Source organism: Bacillus sp. NSP9.1 (genome assembly GCF_000465465.2).
Classification (GTDB): domain Bacteria; phylum Bacillota; class Bacilli; order Bacillales; family Bacillaceae; genus Bacillus; species Bacillus sonorensis_A.
In genome coordinates this window covers 3,408,148-3,426,803 of record NZ_CP048273.1, presented here as the reverse complement: position 1 = coordinate 3,426,803, position 18,656 = coordinate 3,408,148, and the positions used below count along the sequence as shown (strand labels likewise).

Below are 18,656 nucleotides of genomic sequence, written 5' to 3'. Positions count from 1 at the left end.
AAAACCGCACTCATTTTTTTGTTCAATATTGCTTGAACTGGCTGAAATTCGCGTAATACAATGCGGAATTTTGCGCACCTGCGTACCGTTCGGCAAAAGCTTTGGCATTACCCGCCTTCATCGTTCGATAGCTGTAATTGGATGAAGGTTTCCAGCTTGTCTCGGGTGATTTCTGCCCCTTTATCGCCGGGTATGACCCGACATCTTTAAACGCACCGTCTCCGTAATCATCCAATATGCCTTTCTCGTTGCCCGTGCCAAAGTAATTGGCTTCAGAATATATTTTGGCCAATGTCGTAATCGTGAAGCCGAGATGGAAATTGTTAATATAATTGTTTTTTACGTGAAAATAACCGTAACGCATCAACCCGGGCGCCCTGACGTAGAGATTCTCGAACCGATTGTGGCTGATCGTCATTCTCGGATATCCATTATAGATACTGTGGTACTGCTTGTCATCTTGAGGCCAGCCGAGAATCAGGCCGTACCTGTGGTCTGTGAACATGCTGTGAGACAGTGTGATGTAATCGGCTTTGGCGCCGACGTATAAGAGCTTGTCGAGATCGTGGCCGTTTGCCGAATAGCTGTGGCCCTGGAATGTAACATGGTCAATCCAGTAGTTTCGCGAATCTGTAATATAAACAGGGATGTCATTGTTTTCGTGAATCGATTGATCATGGGCAATGACCAGGTTTTTGAAAATGACGTTGCCAGACTCCGCTTTTGTTTTAAAGTAAACATTGTTCAGCTTATGTTTTTCAAACGAGCCGACAATCGTTTTATTGGCGCCCACCGTCAATACCGTTTTGGCTGAAGCACCGATATTGCTGGAGACGACAACGGTGCGCGGTGTTGAATCTTCAATATTGGCCTTCAGTTCGCCCAGGTTGTTGACGTAGACGACTTTTCCGAGCAGCCCGCCGGTCGTGCCTGTTTTCTGCCTGCCGCTCGTTTCCTTCGCATAGCCGGCGAAACCTTCGAGCCCATCGCTTGGAAGCTTCCACTTTTGGAGGGAGCTTCCCGTATATTTGCCAAGCTTCACTCCGCTTCCGTCCCGTGTCAGTGCCAGGTTGTTGTTTTCTGCGCTGACGATTTTATACGTCATAAAATCCCCGTTCGCATCTTTGTCAGCCCCAATGATGTTCCACAACTCTTCCTTCCGTGAATTGTCATAGTAAACCACAGCGGGATTGTTGTCTGACAGGGCATAATGGGCGGGAATGATAATTTTGCCGTTATCCATGTTTCTGATTTTGAATTGTTTGCCGTCAGATGTATCAAGCCTCCACCTTTCTTCTTTTTCCCCGCTCGTTTGTTTCGTTGTAAGCGGCGCGTTGTCCTGATTCCCGGCGGGTGTGATGTTTAAGCCTGATGAGCTTTCCAGCCTGATCATCTGTTTCGGATAATCTTCGCTTGCCGCAGACGCGGCCTCTGTCCCTAATAAAAAAGAAATGCCAGCCGCAGCTAAAAAAGAAATGATGAAAGATGCGTTTTTGATCAGTTTCATGTTTGTCCTTCCTTGAAGACACTGCCTTCTGTCGTGTGAAAATTTAGCGCTGTTGGAAATTGTAGCACTTAAGATGTATTTGAAATATATGCTTTAAGGATGATTTTTTTTAGTCTTTTGTTCACTTTTTCACAACGATGCGTAAATTTGCTGTAAAAGGTATAAATGGTATGGCTAATTTAAAATAATGTGTTATACTTATTTTGAATAAAACATGATGTGGAATGACATAAAAAACAAGGGGTGTATGTTTAATGAAGGTGAAAGTTGCCATAAACGGATTCGGCCGCATCGGCAGAATGGTATTTAGAAAAGCGATGCTTGATGAACAGATTGACATTGCGGTGATCAATGCGAGCTATCCTGCGGAAACACTCGCTCATTTAATAAAGTATGACACAAATCACGGACGCTATGAACTGGATGTCAAAGCAGGGGAAGACCATTTGCTGGTCAACGGGAAAAAGGTCATGCTCACCAATCAAAGGGAACCGAAGCTTCTTCCGTGGGCCGATTATGGAATAGACATTGTCGTCGAGGCGACGGGCAAGTTTAATTCGAAGGAAAAAGCGGAAGCTCATCTTGAAGCGGGTGCAAAAAAGGTCATTTTAACGGCTCCCGGTAAAAATGAAGATATTACGATCGTGATGGGTGTGAATGAACACCAATTCGATGCGGAGCGCCACGCAATTATTTCAAATGCATCGTGTACAACAAACTGTCTTGCCCCTGTGGCAAAAGTGCTTGATGATGCATTCGGAATCGAAAACGGGCTTGTCACGACCGTTCACGCATTTACAAACGATCAAAAAAATATTGACAATCCGCACAAAGACTTGAGAAGGGCGCGCGCCTGCGGATCTTCGATCATTCCGACGACGACTGGCGCAGCGAAAGCGTTGTCTCTCGTCATGCCGCATTTAAAAGGAAGAATGCACGGATTGGCTTTGCGTGTTCCTGTTTCAAATGTTTCACTCGTTGACCTTGTCGCCGATGTAAAATGCGATGTATCGGCAGAGGATATCAATGAAGCGTTCCGCACGGCTGCGGCAGGCTCCATGTCCGGCATCATTGATGTATGCGATGAACCTCTCGTGTCAGCGGATTTTAACACAAATCCATATTCCGCCGTCATTGACAGCCTTTCAACAATGGTTCTTGAAAACAGAAAAATGAAAGTGCTTGCATGGTATGACAATGAATGGGGATACTCCTGCAGGGTCGTTGACCTTGTCAGATTTGTCGCTTCAAGAATGAAACATCCATCAGCTGTATAAAATAAAAGCATGGACGGATAAAAAAAACCCCTTAACCACCAATTGATAAAACCGCCTTGCAAAAAATATTCAAACAAAGTATACTATTTTTCGTGAACTTCTAGTTCGTGAGCGCTTCGGCATTACTTAAAGGGTTAGGACCTCTCCGGACTAACTTTCCCCCGTGGTAATTGACCGGTTCAGTTGCTTGGAAATTCACTTTTTTAATTCTTGTTAAGGGGGGTCCATGCTATGGAAACAATGGGGCGTCACGTCATCTCCGAGCTGTGGGGATGCGATTTTGATAAGCTGAATGACATGGATTTTATTGAGAAAACGTTTGTAAATGCGGCACTCAAATCAGGTGCTGAGGTCCGTGAGGTTGCTTTTCATAAGTTTGCTCCGCAAGGTGTAAGCGGGGTCGTGATCATTTCCGAATCTCACCTGACCATTCACAGTTTTCCTGAACACGGGTATGCCAGCATTGATGTTTATACTTGCGGAGATCTAGATCCGAACGTAGCTGCGGATTATATCGCAGAAGAGTTAAAAGCGGAAACAAGAGAGAACATTGAAATACCGAGAGGCATGGGGCCTGTTCAAATCAAACAGGCTAAAGCCAAAGCACAGGCACTTTAAAGGGAGCTGGATGAAAAAGCGGATATCGCTTGAACATCCGCTCCTTTTTCTTTCCCTTCATGATTTTTTCCTGCATTTTCAGGCTGTTTGATTTTCCCTTGGAAATGGACTGTTTTTTTAATAAAATATAGAGAAGAAAGGCAAAGGGGACAAAGGAAATGAGTGTTCTGCAAAAAATTCAGGGATTTTTTTCAACCCATGCCGAGACATCTGACCGCCATCCCGTCGACGAGCTGAAAAGCCGCTATTACAAAGCGACGGCAAAACAGGCGCTCGAAGCTGTTTTAGACACGCTGGAAGGGCTTGACGGCTGCACCGTGATCTCGGTGTCGGAGGAAAGAGGAGAAGTAAACGCGGAAGCCAAAAAACCGAGAAAGTCTTTTGTGGTCGCGACAGTCGTTTCCGTCCGTCCATTTGAAACAGCGGTCGATTTTAATGTATCGACGGAAACGTTTTTGCCGACCGATTTTGGCTCAAGCCGCGGCATGGTTTCAACGTTTTATAAGGAACTGGACCGAAAGCTGACCAAGGCAAAACCAAACAACTGAATAGGGAGCTGAAAAAATGAAATGTCCAGCATGTCAGCATAATGGGACGAGGGTTTTGGACTCCCGCCCGGTTGACGAAGGCAGATCCATTCGCAGAAGGCGCGAATGCGAATCATGCAATTATCGGTTTACGACATTTGAAAAAGTGGAAGAAATTCCGCTGATCGTCGTCAAAAAAGAAGGAATACGCGAAGAATTCAGCCGGGAGAAAATGCTCCGCGGCCTGATCAAAGCCTGTGAAAAAAGGCCTGTCGCTTTAAAAGAGCTTGAAGATATTTGTTTTGCAATTGAAAAAGAGCTTAGAAATCAAGGCGTCTCTGAAGTGAAAAGCGAAATGATCGGAGAAATGGTGATGGATCGTTTGGCGAAAATCGATGAGGTCGCATATGTCCGCTTTGCTTCAGTATATCGTCAGTTTAAAGATATCAACGTATTTATCGACGAGCTGAAAGATTTAATAAAGAAAGAACGGTAAAGAGCTGTAAATATATCCAGCTCTTTTCTCATGACAAAAACATCGGGAAAAGGTGTAAAATGAGGACAAGAAACAAAGTGGAAGGTTGACATAAAATATGAGTAATTATTGGAAAGATTTGCTTCCTGTCGATCCTTACATGGTCAAAAGCTATGGCATGCTTCAGGATTTAGACCGGCAAATTATCACGCTATTGTATCAGCCTTTAATCGGCTCCTTTTCACTCAGCTTGTTTTTTACGCTTTGGGGAGAGCTGGAACAAAACAGGGTATGGGGAAAAAGCTCGACCCACAGACAGCTGATGGGAGCGATGCAGGCCAATCTGAAGATGATTCACGCCGAAAAGGAAAAGCTTGAAGGAATCGGACTGTTAAAGACATATATGAAAGAAACAGATGAGGAACGTTTATTTATATATGAATTGATCCCGCCTTTAAGGCCGGATGAGTTTTTCCAGGACGGAATGCTGAATGTGTTCCTATACAACCGCGTCGGAAAGACGAGGTATCAGCAGCTGAAAGAATATTTCGTACATGCATCAGTCCCTGAAGATGCCCGTGACATTACCCGTTCGTTCAACGAAGTTTTTGCATCCGTTCAGCCGAATGAGTGGAAGATGTCAGAAGATATGGCCGAGGCGATGAAGCTTGGCGATGAACAGGAATTCATGAAAGAGGGAACAGGCCGGTCTGTCACAGTCACTGAAGATGAATTCGATTTTCAATTGTTTCTGGCCGGTTTATCGGAAACGCTTATACCGAGAAAAGCGCTGACAGATCAGGTAAAGGAAACGATAAAAAAACTGGCCTTTCTATACGGAATCGACCCGCTCGATATGCAGAACGTTGTCATGTCAGCCGTAGATGAGCATGATGCCATTACATCGGAAGCGCTCAGAAAAGCGGCGAGCGACTGGTATCAAATCGAAAGAAACGGTTTGCTTCCTGAACTTGTTGACAAAGTGCAGCCTCTCAAGCTCCGTGAACATCCAAATGAACAGCCGTCCAACAATTCGAAGGAAGATCACTTAATCTCTCTGCTTGAACAAGTATCGCCAAGGAAGCTGCTTCAGGATATCGGGGGAGGCGCTGAGCCGTCGAAAGCCGATTTGAAAATCATAGAGGAAATCATGCTTGACCAAAAACTGGAGCCTGGCGTCATCAATGTTTTGATCTACTATGCGATGCTGAAAACCGATATGAAGCTTTCCAAAAACTACATTCAAAAAATCGCTTCCCACTGGGCCAGAAAAAAAGTGCGGACGGTAAGGGAAGCCATGCAGCTCGCCAAAGCAGAAAACCGCCAATATCTTGAGTGGGCGGAAGGCAAGAAAAAGCAGACCTCACGGAACAAAAAAGTCATCAGAGAGGAAAAACTGCCGGATTGGCTCAAGGAAAGCAAAGCTGAGGATTCGTCTGAGCCAACAATGCAGACTGCGGCAAGCATGGAAGATTTTGAACTGGAGAAGCAGAAGCTGCTTGAAGAAGTGAAGAAACTGAGGAAACATTCCGCCCTTTAACATGTGAGGTGAACGAATATGGAGCCGATTAAACGCGCACTCGAAGGTGTGACGAAAAGGCCTGACTTTAAGAAACGCCTGGAAGATATGAAAGAAAAGGTTCTCTCTGACAAAGATGTTCGGCAATTTATCGACCAGCATCAGGCTGTAGTGGATGATCGTATGATCGAGAGAAGCTTAAACAAGCTTTACGAGTATACACAGCAAAGCAAAGCCTGCGGGGACTGCCCAAGTTTAATGGAATGCAAAAACCTGATCCAGGGATACCATCCGAAGCTTGTGCTGAACGGGAAAACGATCGATGTCCAGTATGACACCTGTCCGGAAAAACGAAAAGCTGATGAAAGGGAGAGACAGCGGTCGCTCATCAAAAGCATCTATATTCAGGAGGATCTTCTGGATGCCACATTTGCCGACATTGACGGTGACGACCCGAGCCGGTTGAAGGTGATTCAGCTGGCGACTGAATTCTTTCATGACTACAACGAGACAGGAAAAGGAAAAGGAATTTATGTCCACGGGCAGTTCGGCGTTGGAAAAACCTTTATGCTGGCGGCCATCGCCAATGAACTTGCGGCAAAGGATCACCCGTCCATCCTTGTCTATGTTCCCGAATTTGTCAGGGAGCTGAAAAACGCAATTCACGATCAGTCATTGGAGGAAAAACTCGATATGGTCAAATCGACGCCGGTTCTCATGCTCGATGACATCGGAGCAGAATCGATGTCCAGCTGGGTCAGGGATGAAGTGTTCGGCACGATCCTTCAGCACAGAATGAGCCGGCAGCTGCCGACGTTCTTTTCATCAAATTTTGACCCGGACGAGCTGAAGCATCATTTCACATATTCCCAAAGGGGAGAAAAAGAGGACGTGAAGGCGGCAAGGCTGATGGAAAGGGTGCGGTATTTGGCTACACCCGTCCGGCTGAATGGGAAAAACCGCCGTTAGTGACGACAGGGAGATGAAGAGCATGCAAAAAAAAGGCTTGGGCAAATGGGCGGTGATCACCGCGCTTCTTGCCGCCGGAATATGGTTTAATACAAAGTATTTGAATCTCAGCCCGCGCCATATCAGGGAAGCCGTCTTATCCTTCGGCGTTTTTGCCCCGCTGATCTACATCGGTTTATTAATGATCCGGCCGTTTTTGCTGCTTCCCGCCTCGGTTTTTGCCGTCGGCGGCGGTTTGGCATTCGGTCCGCTGTTCGGATCTTTATATTCGTTTATTGGAGCCGCCGGCGGGGCTTTTTTATCATTCGCCCTCGCTTACAGGCTTGGCGGCGGTATGAAAAAAGCGCCTCTGAAACTTGAAAGTTTTCGGGCTCTTTTGCAAAAGAACGGTTTTTTCTGCATCCTCCTCTTGCGGCTCGCACCGATTCATTTTGATGCGGTCAGCTATGCGGCCGGCGTCTCGAAAGTCAAGCCTCTCGCTTTTTTGGCGGCCACTGCCGCGGGGATCATTCCTGGTACGGTTATTTTAAATGCGCTCGGGTCAAGCCTCTTGTCCGGAGACATCGCCGCGATTGTGATCATCGCCGCCATCTATCTTTTGTTCATTACCGTTCCCTTGTTGTTCAGAAAAAAGGTGCAGGAGCTGTTTGATTGAACACGGAGTCCTTTTTTTAAGTCTATTTTTTTTGTCCCGCCCATATACATGTATCAGATGTTGTTAGGGGGGACAAACATGCTCGAAATTACATTTGAAGATGATTATGATACAGCCGCGTTTTTGCATCTGCTTCGCAATGCGGATCAAAGCCGGCATATCAAGGTTCACAAAGCGCCAGGAAAGATCGGAATTGAAAAAACCCATTCCTCTGTCAGTATCCAGGCTTTTATTCAGCCGATTTTGACGAGGTTTTTTACAGAATGCAAGGAAGATGAATATATGCTTTCGGTCATTGAAGGTGATTATTACTTTTTGGATCGGGATGAGCAGCAGCAAATTCTTCAATTGGCCCACAGCATTATGGAGGGTGAACTGGAGGGGCTGCCTCTCAATCAGGACGATACCCCTCGTGAGCATTACATCATCCAGGAGCTCAAAACGATCTGTCTTGAAGAAAACGTCTTGTCGATCCGCTCCTTTATGACGTTTCGGCTCGGCAAATATTATGAGCGCCTGAGAGGCTATGTCGAAGCGGCGATCGATGAATATAAAATGGAACAGGAATACCAGACGTTTATTCAGTCGCTGAGAGAGTATGTCATGGCGAAGGAGCCGATGATTGAGCGAGTTCATATTGTCCATGATGATTATTTTGTATTGTGGGAGCTAAAATTTGTTTCAGAACGGGAACAAAAAAAATACATAGACAGACGATTCATAAGAGAACACCCGATGTATATTGATTCCCGCCTGCTGGCGCCGCTCGTATCGATAGCTCCGAGGAAAATCGACCTTTATACAGAGAATCGAGAGCATGCTATGGTGCAGACGATTCAAAATATTTTCCAGGAGCGGGTGCGGATTTTATCACTTGATTCCTTTCATCCTGAGGAGAACATTTTTGAAGAGCATTCTTGATTTTGCATGAAAAACGATTTATAATACGGTATAAACTTAAAGATCTATGTGTTGATAAGGACATGAAAAGATGAACACCGGTTTGACAGAGAGGGAGACCAAGGCTGCAAGTCTCTTAAACCAAGGATCATTTTTTTACCGCCTTTGAACATCAGTTGTGAAAGACGAAATGTCAAGTAATGGCTGACGGGACTTCCCGTTACAGAACCTAAAGCCGAAAGCGCCCAAGGGTTTTTTGCGCTTTTCGGGAAAAAGGGTGGAACCACGAATTCCGTTTATCAAATCCTCGTCCCTTTCACAGGGAGACGGGGATTTTTTATTTTGTAAAAAAAAGGAGTGACTAGGATGTCAGATATGGTAAAAATCAAATTTCCTGACGGAGCGGTTAAGGAGTTTCCCAAAGCGACGACGACAGAAGATATCGCGGCATCAATCAGTCCCGGCTTAAAGAAAAAAGCGATTGCCGGAAAATTAAACGACAAAGAAATCGATCTGCGCGCACCGATCCTTGAGGATGGCGCCATCGAAATCATTACGGAAGGCAGCGAAGAAGCGCTTGACATCATGCGCCACAGCACCGCGCATTTAATGGCTCAGGCGATCAAGCGACTGTATAAAAACGTCAAGCTTGGCGTCGGTCCGGTGATCGAAAACGGCTTCTACTATGACGTCGATCTGGAGGAAGCGCTGACTCCGGAAGACCTTCCAAAGATTGAAAAGGAAATGAAAAAAATCGTCGGCGAAAATCTGCCGATCGAAAGAAAAGAAGTCAGCCGCGAAGAAGCGAAAGAGCGGTTTGCCGCAATCGGCGATGACTTGAAACTGGAACTGCTTGACGCGATTCCGGAAGGCGAGACGGTATCGATCTATGAGCAGGGCGAATTCTTCGATCTGTGTCGCGGTGTTCATGTTCCTTCGACTGGAAAAATCAAGGAATTTAAGCTGCTGAGCCTTGCGGGAGCATACTGGCGCGGGGACAGCAACAACAAGATGCTGCAGCGCATCTATGGGACGGCTTTCTTCAAAAAAGCCGAGCTTGAAGAGCATCTCCGGCTGTTGGAAGAAGCGAAAGAGCGCGACCATAGAAAACTGGGCAAAGAATTGAAGCTGTTTGCGATTTCACAAAAGGTCGGACAAGGGCTGCCGCTTTGGCTGCCGAAGGGCGCGACCATCAGACGCGTCATCGAGCGCTATATTGTGGATAAAGAGCTCGCTCTCGGTTATGAGCATGTCTATACGCCTGTGCTTGGCAGCAAAGAGCTTTACGAAACATCAGGACATTGGGATCATTACCAGGACACAATGTTCCCGCCGATTGAAATGGACAATGAAACATTGACGCTTCGTCCGATGAACTGTCCGCACCATATGATGATTTATAAAAATGACATTCACAGCTACCGTGAGCTGCCGATTCGGATCGCAGAGCTCGGGACGATGCACCGCTATGAAATGTCAGGCGCTCTTTCAGGTCTGCAACGCGTCCGCGGGATGACGTTGAATGATGCCCACATTTTCGTCCGCCCTGATCAAATCAAAGACGAATTCATCCGCACGGTCCGCCTGATTCAGGAAGTGTATGAAGACTTCGGTCTTGAACAGTATTCATTCCGCCTGTCTTACCGCGATCCGGAGGATACGGAGAAGTACTATGATGACGATGAAATGTGGAACAAAGCACAATCGATGCTGAAGGAAGCGATGGACGAGATCGGCCATGATTATTACGAAGCTGAAGGCGAGGCGGCGTTCTACGGACCGAAGCTTGATGTGCAGGTCAAAACAGCAATCGGCAAAGAAGAAACACTGTCAACTGTTCAGCTTGACTTCCTGCTACCTGAAAAATTCGATCTGACATATGTCGGAGAAGACGGAAAACCGCACCGTCCGGTCGTCATTCACAGAGGTGTCGTATCGACAATGGAACGCTTTGTCGCCTTCTTGATTGAAGAGCATAAAGGAGCGCTGCCGACATGGCTTGCTCCGGTGCAGTTCCAGGTCATCCCTGTGTCGCCGTCCGCACACCTCGACTATGCAAAAAAAGTGCAGGAACGCCTGCAGCGTGAAGGTTTGCGCGTTGAAGTCGACAGCCGCGACGAAAAAATCGGCTACAAAATCCGTGAGGCGCAGATGCAAAAGATCCCTTACATGCTTGTCGTGGGGGATCAGGAAGTCGAAAATGAAGCGGTCAATGTCCGCAAATACGGTGAGCAAAAATCAGAAACGGTTTCACTTGAGGATTTCGTGAAAAAAGCCGTCGCTGAAGCGAAAAAATAACACATGAAAAAAAGCATGATTCCATTCGGAGTCATGCTTTTTTCGTTTATCTTGACTGCTGTTTTTCGGCGAGGATGTCAAACAGTTCATGTAAATCACTGATTTCATAATCCGGCTTCACATCGGTTTCATTGACTTTGCCTTTGCGGTTGACCCAGACGGTTTGAATTCCCGCTCTTGAAGCGCCGAGAATATCGGTGTTCAAGTTATCTCCGACCATCACTGTTTCATCCTTTGTAATGCCGAGAAGACCGAGGCAGTGTTCGAAAATGCTCGGGTCCGGCTTTCCTTTGCCGAAATCACCGGAAATGACGATTTCATTAAAATAAGGAGCAAGTTCCGGTACACCAGCCAATTTTTCTTTTTGCAGGCTCGGATCGCCGTTTGTCAGTAACAGAAGCTCAACGTTTCCTTTCAGCTCATCCAAAACGGCAAATGTTTCTTCATACACAAAAGGGCTTTTTCGGCGAACTGCCGCAAAATATTCGCCGAGTTCTTCCCCGAAGGCGGGATCGTCGATGCCAAACACCTTTAATCCGTTTGTCCAGGCGTTCTTTCTGTATTCAGGAACGATTTTGTTGAGCTTTTGAAACCCTTCGCTGATCGGTTCGCTGAAGTTCGACCACAGTCCTTCGAACGGGTTGATGCCGATCATCACCGTGTAAGGATATGTTTCATAAGACGTGTAAAGATCGCGCGCAGCCTGGCGGACGGCTGCTTCAAATTCAGCCGCATTGATTCCGTATTTTTCTTCGGCTTTATGACATGTTTTGGAAAATGCAGTACTGACGCTTTTTTCATCCCAGAGCAATGTATCGTCTAAATCAAAAAATACGGCTTTCATGATCTTCTCCTCTGCCTTTAGTTTATAGAATTCTCTCATTTATTTTACAATAGATAAATAGGATGTGAAAGCGGTGATTTTAGGATTGTGATGTAACGCAGTATCAAAGGAAAGCAAGGGGACGCCTCGGTTTGCCGATGGTGATCAAATGGAATGAGCCTATCTTTCTGTCGCTCATCCAATCTTTTATTCGGAAAGAAGAGCAGGCAAAGGCTGTGCAGACCTATCGGGTGCTGTCAATCGCTGCTCAGACGTCCCCCTTTTTTCCGCCAGAGGCTGAATGAGAGAGCTGCCGTCCATCATACATTGGCCGCTCTGGAGCAAATAGAGAGTCCAAGGTTTTTTGGTGACCGCCTTCATTCGAGACATAATCTCTTCGTGAAAGAAGGTTCAATGGTTCGGTCAGCCGCACCTATGCAAAAGAGCTGAAAACTGCTTCATTTGCTATGAAGCAGACGGTATTACAGTACTCGTTCCAGTCCAGGACGGCCCGCTTCAATGACAAAGCTGGCATATGTTGAGGCTGAAGCGCCTGGCCGGGTGATATAAGGAAGAACCTGAAAGTCGGCTTGTATGTGTGACCGGGTCATCGTGCAGCGGACATACCCCCGCTGGGCATTGTACAATTTGACATGGGGATTTCCGAGCCAGATCGGCGCCAGAGAATCCGTCTCCGACCCGTCGGCGTCAGAAGCGATCGATGTTGTGATCAATTCAGTACCGATCGTCTCAGATTGAATATCATTGAAGTCGGCTTTTAAGTCTGCGGCTGCATGTCTGTGAATATCTCCCGTCAATACGACCGGGTTTTTGATGCCGTACGCTTTGTATGCGGAGAAAAGCCTGTCGCGGCAGGCGGGAAATCCGTCCCACTGATCGGTACTGTATTCGACCCCGGGCCCTGTGTCGCGATCGATTTGCGCGACGACGACTTGCTGTGCCAGCAGGTTCCAGATCGCATCTGACTTGCTGAGACCGTCAAAAAGCCACCGCTCTTGGGCGCTTCCAAGGATCGACCTTTTTGGATCAAGCCGCTCCTCTTCATTTGCCGGATAGTTGTCGCGGTGCTGCCGGGTGTCGAGGACATTAAATTCCGCCAGATTTCCGTAGCAGAACCGCCGGTACAACAGCATATCAGGACCGTTCGGAATCGAGGCGGCGCGGATCGGAATGTTTTCATAAAATGCTTGGTAGGCAGAAGCGCGCTGACGGAGAAACGCTTCGGGTGATGTATTGTATTGCGAATGTGGGCCGGCATAATTATTTTCCACTTCATGGTCATCCGGCGTGACGATCCAAGGCGCCAACGCATGGATCATCTGAAGGTCGGGATCTGTTTTGAAGAGGGAATACCGCAGCCGGTATTGGCTTAATGTGACCGTTTTGGCGTTGTGTGCGCTCGACAGTTCGACATCCCGGTAAAGGTTCTTGGCATTGATGGGATATTCGTAAATATAGTCGCCCAGGAAAAAGACAACGTCCGGATGGTCTTTTGCCATATGCCGATAGGCGGTGAAATATCCGTGATACCATGCCTGGCATGAGGCAAGAGAAAACGACATGCCTTTGAGATTTTCAAATGGGGAAGGCGCTGTTTTTGTCCTGCCTGTGCGGCTGATCTCGGGGCCTGCTTTAAATCTGTACCAGTAATATCGACCCGGTTTTAAACCGTGTACTTCAACATGAACTGAGTGGGCAAGCTCAGGGAGTGCGGCTGCTGTTCCTCGTTTGACGATCCGGTGAAAGTGTTCGTCTTCAGCTACCTCCCAGCGAACCGGGACATTCCGGCTCGGCATCCCTCCTAAGCCGTCTTCAGCGAGCGGATCAGGCGCAAGCCTCGTCCATAACACAAATCCGTCCGGGTGCGGGTCCCCTGAGGCAACGGCGAGCTTAAACGGATGATCCGCAAATCTCGGCGCTTCGGCGGCAAGAGAAGCGTCTTCCGGCAGCAAACCGCGCTTGACGGATGAGCTGAATGCCGCAGCAGGAATAAAATGCTGTCTTCCATCATTCATTGACTGCCACTCCTTTATTCATCATGTGGTTCACATTAATCACTATACGATTGATATTGGCTAATTAGCACATATTGGAATTGATTGCCGTGCGAAAAGATCTCACTTTCCGCTATTTTGTATTTCAGCGCCTCTTTTCTGCAGCAGGCCCCGATATCCTGCAAGTGCCGGTAAAATCGTTTTGAATACAATGAAGCCGGCAAGCCAAAAGAAGTGAGCAGAAAAAAACGAACGGGCTTTTCTGGTTACACCTTTGTTCGTCGCTGTGATTCCCGGGATCGCCTTTCCGAGAGCAGGCGGTTTTACATATGAGGATGACAAAAGCGAAGGGGACATCATGAAGTCTTTTTAAAGCCGGCGACAATCGGATTTGCGATTCCGCTGTTCGTCCAGATCGCCGGTTAGAATGAAAAATATGAAAATCACCGTTGCTATTTCAAAACCGGCCTGTTATAATAGCAAATGTTGTGATAAATTTTATATCTTGACTTGCAGGATTTGTTTATGTAAGATGGATAATGAATTGAATATATATCAACAAGCAGAAGCACCCGCTTCTCACCTGATTGACACATTCTTGTAGTTGGCAGGTTAAACGTACATTTCTTATTTTTTATGCAGATGTTCGCAGTGTGGGTGTTTTATGCCCACACTTTTTGTTTGCCTGTGGAAATGCAAAGAAACGGTCAAAATGAGTTGTGAAATCAATTCAAAGATTCTATGGAGGTGGCTCATTATTAGCAAAGATCAATTGGTTAATGAGGGTATCCGTGCGCGTGAAGTCCGTTTGATCGGACAAAATGGCGATCAGCTTGGGATCAAATCCCGCCAGGAAGCACTGGAAATTGCGGGTCGCGCAAATCTTGACCTTGTGTTGGTTGCAGCGAATGCAAAACCGCCTGTATGCCGGATCATGGACTACGGAAAGTACAGATTCGAGCAGCAGAAGAAGGAAAAAGAAGCACGCAAAAATCAAAAAATCATTAACTTAAAAGAAGTTCGGCTGAGCCCTGGTATTGAAGAACACGACTTCAATACAAAGCTTCGCAACGCCATCAAGTTCCTGCAAAAAGGGGACAAAGTGAAAGCGTCCATCCGTTTCAAAGGCCGTGCGATCACGCATAAAGAAATCGGACAGCGCGTGCTTGACCGTTTTTCAGAAGCCTGTGCGGAAGTGGCGACTGTTGAAACGAAGCCGAAAATGGACGGCCGCAGCATGTTCCTGGTGCTCGCACCTAAAACTGAAAAGTAATTAAGGAGGAAACATCCATGCCAAAAATGAAAACTCACCGCGGATCTGCGAAACGTTTTAAAAAGACAGGTTCCGGGAAACTGAAACGTTCTCATGCATATACAAGTCACTTGTTCGCAAATAAATCTCAAAAACAAAAACGCAAGCTTCGCAAAAGCGCAGTCGTCAGCGCCGGCGATTTCAAACGCATCAAGCAGCAGCTTGCCAACATTAAGTAATTTCGGAAAAGGTATAATTAGGAGGGAAATCAAATGCCAAGAGTAAAAGGCGGAACTGTTACACGCAAACGTCGTAAAAAGGTTCTCAAATTAGCAAAAGGTTATTTTGGTTCAAAACATACATTATATAAAGTAGCTAACCAGCAGGTTATGAAGTCAGGAAACTACGCTTTCCGCGACCGTCGTCAGAAAAAGCGCGATTTCCGCAAACTTTGGATCACTCGTATCAATGCTGCAGCACGTATGAACGGTCTTTCTTACAGCCGTTTAATGCACGGTCTTAAACTGTCCGGCATTGAAGTGAACCGCAAAATGCTTGCTGACCTTGCTGTAAACGATCTTACTGCATTCAATCAGCTTGCTGATGCTGCTAAAGCGCAACTGAATAAATAATGAAAAAGGCCGGTTTCGGCCTTTTTCTTATGCTTTCAGGGGGGGCGTTTCCGCGGCGAATGTCCCGTCTTTCTTAAGAACATGAAGGAGCAGTCAAAAAATGAATACGATTTTGCTGATATACGTAATCCTCATCAACGGATACGGTTTTTTATTGATGAAAAGCGATAAGCAAAGAGCCGTCAAAAACAAATGGAGGGTGTCTGAACGCCGGATCTGGCTGACAGCGGCTGTTTTCGGCTCCCTGGGTGTCTGGGGCGGCATGCTCCTGTTCAGGCATAAGACGAAACACCTTTCCTTCAAGATCGGGGTTCCTCTTTTGCTGATTGCGCACGTTGTTTTGACGGGCTTTTATACTTTTAACTAAACAGGCAGAGAAGCTATTGCTGCTCTGCCTGTTTGTTTCGCCACTTTAGGATGGACGAATCCCAATCGATTTTACAGTCGGGGAAGCGCTGTTTAATCTTTTCTTCCAATTCGCTGAAATCCGCGGCTGTAAATGCGCCGAGCTTTTCTTCAGGGCTTTCGGTCCAGACGAAAACCGTGTGAATAAACAACGGATGGTCTTTGGACGGAATGTGTTTTTCTCCTTCGAAAAGCACGCCTTTAAAGGTTAATCTGAAATTTTTGCGCGTGTTTTTTCGTTCATCAAAAAAGTAAAAATGTTTTTTTGCCTGTGCTGTTTTCAATCTCCGGTCCGGACTTCCTAAAAACTGAACGATCCTGTATACGGCATAAATCAAAAGCGCCAGCAAAGCGAGCCTTATCATGATCACCAACATATTTAAAAAAGCCCTCCCTTTTGAAAGAAAATGAGTATATCTGAATATATACGACCCGATTAACATAAGGTTTCATTTTTTATGAAAAAAGCTTGAGGCAATATTGACCGTATTGAAAAGGCATGTTTTTGTATAATAGTAATGAGGGTTAATAAAGGAGGCAATGTATTGATGGCAAAACTCGATGAAACACTGGCCATGCTAAAGGAATTAACAGATGCAAAAGGAATACCGGCAAATGAAAAAGAACCGAGAAAAGTGATGAGGTCATACATAGAGCCGTTTGCAGACGAGGTAACGACAGACAGACTGGGAAGCCTGATTGCGAAAAAAACCGGACAAGCTGACGGGCCGAAAATCATGATCGCCGGTCATCTTGATGAAGTCGGTTTTATGGTGACACGCATAGATGACAGAGGCTATCTCCGGTTTCAAACGGTAGGTGGCTGGTGGTCCCAGGTCATGCTGGCACAGCGCGTAACGATCGTAACCAAAAAAGGGGACATCACCGGTGTGATCGGTTCAAAACCGCCGCATGTCCTGTCGCCTGACGCGCGCAAAAAACCGGTCGACATCAAAGACATGTTCATCGATATCGGCGCTTCAAGCCGTGAGGAAGCGATGGAATGGGGCGTTCTTCCGGGAGACCAAATTGTGCCTTACTTCGAATTTACGGTCATGAACAATGAGAAAATGCTGCTTGCCAAAGCATGGGACAACCGCATCGGCTGTGCGATTGCCATCGACGTCTTGAAAAATTTGAAAGGAGCCGATCACCCGAATGTGGTCTATGGTGTCGGCACCGTTCAGGAAGAAGTCGGACTGCGCGGCGCAAAAACGGCCGCACACACAATCAAGCCTGATATCGCCTTTGGTGTTGACGTCGGAATCGCCGGGGACACACCGGGAATTACAGAAAAAGAGTCGACTAGTAAAATGGGCGAAGGACCGCAGATCATTTTGTACGATGCCTCAATGGTATCGCATAAAGGGCTTCGCGATTTTGTCACAAAAGTAGCGGACGAAGCCGGGATTCCATATCAATTTGACGCTCTTTCAGGCGGAGGAACCGATTCGGGTTCAATCCACCTGACAGCAAACGGAGTGCCCGCTCTGTCGATTACGATTGCGACCCGCTATATCCACACACATGCGGCTATGCTCCATCGCGATGATTATGAAAATGCGGTGAAATTAATTACCGAAGTCGTCAAAAGGTTAGACAAAGAAACAGTTCAACATATTACATTTGATTGAATGGTGATTAAGCAGACAGTTTTGTAAGCTGTCTGCTTTTTTTAGAATATTTTAGAAAACGCTTACATATATAACAATGTTCCAAAAAATTACAAGGGAGGGGGACCGTTTGTTTTTGTCGTGCAATATGATGGATAGGAGTGTGGTTTAGTGAAGCGCGTTTTGAAAGGAATTTCTTTGACGGCGGCTTTGATGATTGGTTTGATCACGGCTTTTTCAACGCCTCAAGCAGCTTCGGCTGCATTTTGGGATACGAAAGGAGACAACTTTATTCATGACCCTTCCATCATTAAAGAAGGGAATACATGGTACACCTTTGGAACCGGTCTTGGCAGCGGACTGCGCGTCATCAAATCAGCTGACGGAATCACATGGAGCGCAGCGCCGAGCATCTTTCCAACTCCATTGTCATGGTGGAAGATGTACGTACCAAATCACGAAGCGCATCAATGGGCGCCTGATATCAGTTACTATAACGGGCGGTATTGGCTTTACTATTCCGTTTCTTCATTCGGCTCAAACACTTCTGCGATCGGGCTGGCTTCAACAGACCGGATCGCTTCCGGCCAGTGGCGCGATGACGGGCTTGTCATCAGGTCGACTTCTGCAAACAATTATAATGCGATAGATGGAGACTTGGTGATTGATAAAGACGGGAATCCATGGCTTTCCTTCGGTTCGTTTTGGAGCGGCATCAAGTTGACAAAGCTTGATAAAAATACGATGAAGCCAACGGGGGAGCTGTATTCGATCGCTTCAAGGCCGAATAATGGCGGAGCTGTTGAAGCTCCGAACATTACGTACAAAGACGGCTACTATTATTTATTCGTTTCATTTGACCGTTGCTGCCAGGGGATCGACAGCACGTATAAAATTGCCTACGGCCGTTCGAAAAATATTACGGGGCCTTATTATGACAAGAGCGGCCGAAACATGCTGAACGGCGGGGGGACGATATTGGACGCCGGAAACGAACGCTGGAAAGGACCTGGACATCAGGATGTGCTGAACAACTCCATTATTGTCAGACACGGCTATGACGCTCTTGACAATGGGGTTTCCAAATTGCTGATCAACGATTTGTACTGGGATTCCCAAGGGTGGCCGAGGTATTAATCGTTCTTAGAGCCAAGCGGTATTCTGCTGCTTG

20 protein-coding genes, 1 pseudogene and 1 other annotated feature are annotated in these 18,656 nt (G+C 46.6%); of the genes and pseudogenes, 17 read left to right on the top strand and 4 right to left on the bottom strand.

Annotated elements, in window-relative coordinates; translation table 11 throughout:
• Positions 1 to 22: 22 nt before the first annotated feature.
• Positions 23 to 1,507: a pectate lyase family protein gene (locus tag M654_RS17870; protein WP_026588219.1), complete on the bottom strand. Its 1,485-nt coding sequence runs from the start codon at positions 1,505 to 1,507 to the stop codon at positions 23 to 25.
• Between the two features lie 254 nt (positions 1,508 to 1,761).
• Between M654_RS17870 and M654_RS17865 the strand changes: the two genes are divergently transcribed.
• The 9 genes from M654_RS17865 (at position 1,762) to thrS (ending at position 10,745) form a co-directional block, all read left to right on the top strand.
• A complete protein-coding gene (locus M654_RS17865) occupies positions 1,762 to 2,784 on the top strand; it encodes a glyceraldehyde-3-phosphate dehydrogenase (RefSeq protein WP_026588218.1) in 1,023 nt (340 codons plus the stop codon).
• Positions 2,785 to 3,015: 231 nt separating this feature from the next.
• A complete protein-coding gene (gene speD, locus M654_RS17860; RefSeq protein WP_026588217.1) occupies positions 3,016 to 3,402 on the top strand; it encodes an adenosylmethionine decarboxylase in 387 nt (128 codons plus the stop codon).
• 158 nt (positions 3,403 to 3,560) lie between these two features.
• The gene (locus tag M654_RS17855) at positions 3,561 to 3,950 is read left to right on the top strand and encodes a hypothetical protein (protein WP_026588216.1); all 390 of its coding nucleotides are present in this window, start codon (positions 3,561 to 3,563) and stop codon (positions 3,948 to 3,950) included.
• 16 nt (positions 3,951 to 3,966) lie between these two features.
• The gene (gene nrdR / locus M654_RS17850) at positions 3,967 to 4,425 is read left to right on the top strand and encodes a transcriptional regulator NrdR (RefSeq protein WP_026588215.1); all 459 of its coding nucleotides are present in this window, start codon (positions 3,967 to 3,969) and stop codon (positions 4,423 to 4,425) included.
• Positions 4,426 to 4,522: 97 nt separating this feature from the next.
• On the top strand, positions 4,523 to 5,944 hold the full coding sequence (locus tag M654_RS17845; protein ID WP_026588214.1) for a replicative helicase loading/DNA remodeling protein DnaB: 1,422 nt from the start codon (positions 4,523 to 4,525) through the stop codon (positions 5,942 to 5,944).
• An 18-nt stretch (positions 5,945 to 5,962) separates the two neighbouring features.
• Positions 5,963 to 6,892: a primosomal protein DnaI gene (gene dnaI / locus M654_RS17840; RefSeq protein WP_026588213.1), complete on the top strand. Its 930-nt coding sequence runs from the start codon at positions 5,963 to 5,965 to the stop codon at positions 6,890 to 6,892.
• Positions 6,893 to 6,914: 22 nt separating this feature from the next.
• The gene (locus tag M654_RS17835) at positions 6,915 to 7,547 is read left to right on the top strand and encodes a TVP38/TMEM64 family protein (RefSeq protein ID WP_026588212.1); all 633 of its coding nucleotides are present in this window, start codon (positions 6,915 to 6,917) and stop codon (positions 7,545 to 7,547) included.
• A 78-nt stretch (positions 7,548 to 7,625) separates the two neighbouring features.
• Positions 7,626 to 8,468, top strand: a complete 843-nt coding sequence (gene ytxC / locus M654_RS17830) for a putative sporulation protein YtxC (RefSeq protein ID WP_026588211.1) — start codon at positions 7,626 to 7,628, stop codon at positions 8,466 to 8,468.
• Between the two features lie 345 nt (positions 8,469 to 8,813).
• Positions 8,814 to 10,745 carry a threonine--tRNA ligase gene (thrS, locus tag M654_RS17825; protein ID WP_026588210.1) on the top strand — a complete coding sequence of 644 codons (1,932 nt, stop codon included), beginning with the start codon at positions 8,814 to 8,816 and terminating at the stop codon, positions 10,743 to 10,745.
• Positions 10,746 to 10,791: 46 nt separating this feature from the next.
• On the opposite strand, the gene M654_RS17820 is transcribed toward thrS, so the two are convergent.
• On the bottom strand, positions 10,792 to 11,589 hold the full coding sequence (locus tag M654_RS17820; protein ID WP_026588209.1) for an HAD family hydrolase: 798 nt from the start codon (positions 11,587 to 11,589) through the stop codon (positions 10,792 to 10,794).
• 131 nt (positions 11,590 to 11,720) lie between these two features.
• On the opposite strand from M654_RS17820, the gene M654_RS17815 reads away from it, so the two are divergent.
• The gene (locus M654_RS17815; RefSeq protein ID WP_163170537.1) at positions 11,721 to 11,873 is read left to right on the top strand and encodes a hypothetical protein; all 153 of its coding nucleotides are present in this window, start codon (positions 11,721 to 11,723) and stop codon (positions 11,871 to 11,873) included.
• Positions 11,874 to 12,050: 177 nt separating this feature from the next.
• Here M654_RS17815 and M654_RS17810 read toward each other — a convergent pair whose 3' ends face one another.
• Positions 12,051 to 13,604, bottom strand: a complete 1,554-nt coding sequence (locus M654_RS17810) for an alkaline phosphatase D family protein (RefSeq protein ID WP_026588208.1) — start codon at positions 13,602 to 13,604, stop codon at positions 12,051 to 12,053.
• A 238-nt stretch (positions 13,605 to 13,842) separates the two neighbouring features.
• On the opposite strand from M654_RS17810, the pseudogene M654_RS24440 reads away from it, so the two are divergent.
• From M654_RS24440 to M654_RS17790, 5 genes and pseudogenes are all read left to right on the top strand, one after another.
• Positions 13,843 to 13,997: pseudogene (locus M654_RS24440) on the top strand (LrgB family protein); the annotation flags it as partial.
• Between the two features lie 140 nt (positions 13,998 to 14,137).
• Positions 14,138 to 14,269 (top strand) — a sequence feature (ribosomal protein L20 leader region).
• Between the two features lie 68 nt (positions 14,270 to 14,337).
• Positions 14,338 to 14,856, top strand: a complete 519-nt coding sequence (infC, locus tag M654_RS17805) for a translation initiation factor IF-3 (RefSeq protein ID WP_111304963.1) — start codon at positions 14,338 to 14,340, stop codon at positions 14,854 to 14,856.
• Positions 14,857 to 14,873: 17 nt separating this feature from the next.
• The gene (gene rpmI / locus M654_RS17800; protein WP_003184267.1) at positions 14,874 to 15,074 is read left to right on the top strand and encodes a 50S ribosomal protein L35; all 201 of its coding nucleotides are present in this window, start codon (positions 14,874 to 14,876) and stop codon (positions 15,072 to 15,074) included.
• Positions 15,075 to 15,107: 33 nt separating this feature from the next.
• Positions 15,108 to 15,467 (top strand): 50S ribosomal protein L20, encoded by a 360-nt coding sequence (rplT, locus tag M654_RS17795; RefSeq protein ID WP_003222420.1) that lies wholly within the window; start codon positions 15,108 to 15,110, stop codon positions 15,465 to 15,467.
• A 100-nt stretch (positions 15,468 to 15,567) separates the two neighbouring features.
• A complete protein-coding gene (locus tag M654_RS17790; protein ID WP_026588206.1) occupies positions 15,568 to 15,834 on the top strand; it encodes a DUF1294 domain-containing protein in 267 nt (88 codons plus the stop codon).
• A gap of 13 nt (positions 15,835 to 15,847) precedes the next feature.
• On the opposite strand, the gene M654_RS17785 is transcribed toward M654_RS17790, so the two are convergent.
• The gene (locus tag M654_RS17785) at positions 15,848 to 16,249 is read right to left on the bottom strand and encodes a hypothetical protein (RefSeq protein WP_026588205.1); all 402 of its coding nucleotides are present in this window, start codon (positions 16,247 to 16,249) and stop codon (positions 15,848 to 15,850) included.
• 171 nt (positions 16,250 to 16,420) lie between these two features.
• Here M654_RS17785 and M654_RS17780 point away from each other — a divergent pair, with 171 nt between their 5' ends.
• Complete coding sequence (locus tag M654_RS17780; RefSeq protein WP_026588204.1) at positions 16,421 to 17,506, top strand: M42 family metallopeptidase; 1,086 nt, start codon at positions 16,421 to 16,423, stop codon at positions 17,504 to 17,506.
• A gap of 192 nt (positions 17,507 to 17,698) precedes the next feature.
• Complete coding sequence (locus M654_RS17775) at positions 17,699 to 18,622, top strand: arabinan endo-1,5-alpha-L-arabinosidase AbnA (protein WP_152520992.1); 924 nt, start codon at positions 17,699 to 17,701, stop codon at positions 18,620 to 18,622.
• Positions 18,623 to 18,656 lie beyond the last annotated feature (34 nt).

Coding starts and splice junctions, on each gene's coding strand:
- M654_RS17870 (WP_026588219.1), bottom strand. CDS start 1,507: ATGAAACTGATCAAAAACGCATCTTTCATCATTTCTTTTTTAGCTGCG.
- M654_RS17865 (WP_026588218.1), top strand. CDS start 1,762: ATGAAGGTGAAAGTTGCCATAAACGGATTCGGCCGCATCGGCAGAATG.
- speD (WP_026588217.1), top strand. CDS start 3,016: ATGGAAACAATGGGGCGTCACGTCATCTCCGAGCTGTGGGGATGCGAT.
- M654_RS17855 (WP_026588216.1), top strand. CDS start 3,561: ATGAGTGTTCTGCAAAAAATTCAGGGATTTTTTTCAACCCATGCCGAG.
- nrdR (WP_026588215.1), top strand. CDS start 3,967: ATGAAATGTCCAGCATGTCAGCATAATGGGACGAGGGTTTTGGACTCC.
- M654_RS17845 (WP_026588214.1), top strand. CDS start 4,523: ATGAGTAATTATTGGAAAGATTTGCTTCCTGTCGATCCTTACATGGTC.
- dnaI (WP_026588213.1), top strand. CDS start 5,963: ATGGAGCCGATTAAACGCGCACTCGAAGGTGTGACGAAAAGGCCTGAC.
- M654_RS17835 (WP_026588212.1), top strand. CDS start 6,915: ATGCAAAAAAAAGGCTTGGGCAAATGGGCGGTGATCACCGCGCTTCTT.
- ytxC (WP_026588211.1), top strand. CDS start 7,626: ATGCTCGAAATTACATTTGAAGATGATTATGATACAGCCGCGTTTTTG.
- thrS (WP_026588210.1), top strand. CDS start 8,814: ATGTCAGATATGGTAAAAATCAAATTTCCTGACGGAGCGGTTAAGGAG.
- M654_RS17820 (WP_026588209.1), bottom strand. CDS start 11,589: ATGAAAGCCGTATTTTTTGATTTAGACGATACATTGCTCTGGGATGAA.
- M654_RS17810 (WP_026588208.1), bottom strand. CDS start 13,604: ATGAATGATGGAAGACAGCATTTTATTCCTGCTGCGGCATTCAGCTCA.
- rpmI (WP_003184267.1), top strand. CDS start 14,874: ATGCCAAAAATGAAAACTCACCGCGGATCTGCGAAACGTTTTAAAAAG.
- rplT (WP_003222420.1), top strand. CDS start 15,108: ATGCCAAGAGTAAAAGGCGGAACTGTTACACGCAAACGTCGTAAAAAG.
- M654_RS17790 (WP_026588206.1), top strand. CDS start 15,568: ATGAATACGATTTTGCTGATATACGTAATCCTCATCAACGGATACGGT.
- M654_RS17785 (WP_026588205.1), bottom strand. CDS start 16,249: ATGTTGGTGATCATGATAAGGCTCGCTTTGCTGGCGCTTTTGATTTAT.
- M654_RS17780 (WP_026588204.1), top strand. CDS start 16,421: ATGGCAAAACTCGATGAAACACTGGCCATGCTAAAGGAATTAACAGAT.
- M654_RS17775 (WP_152520992.1), top strand. CDS start 17,699: ATGATTGGTTTGATCACGGCTTTTTCAACGCCTCAAGCAGCTTCGGCT.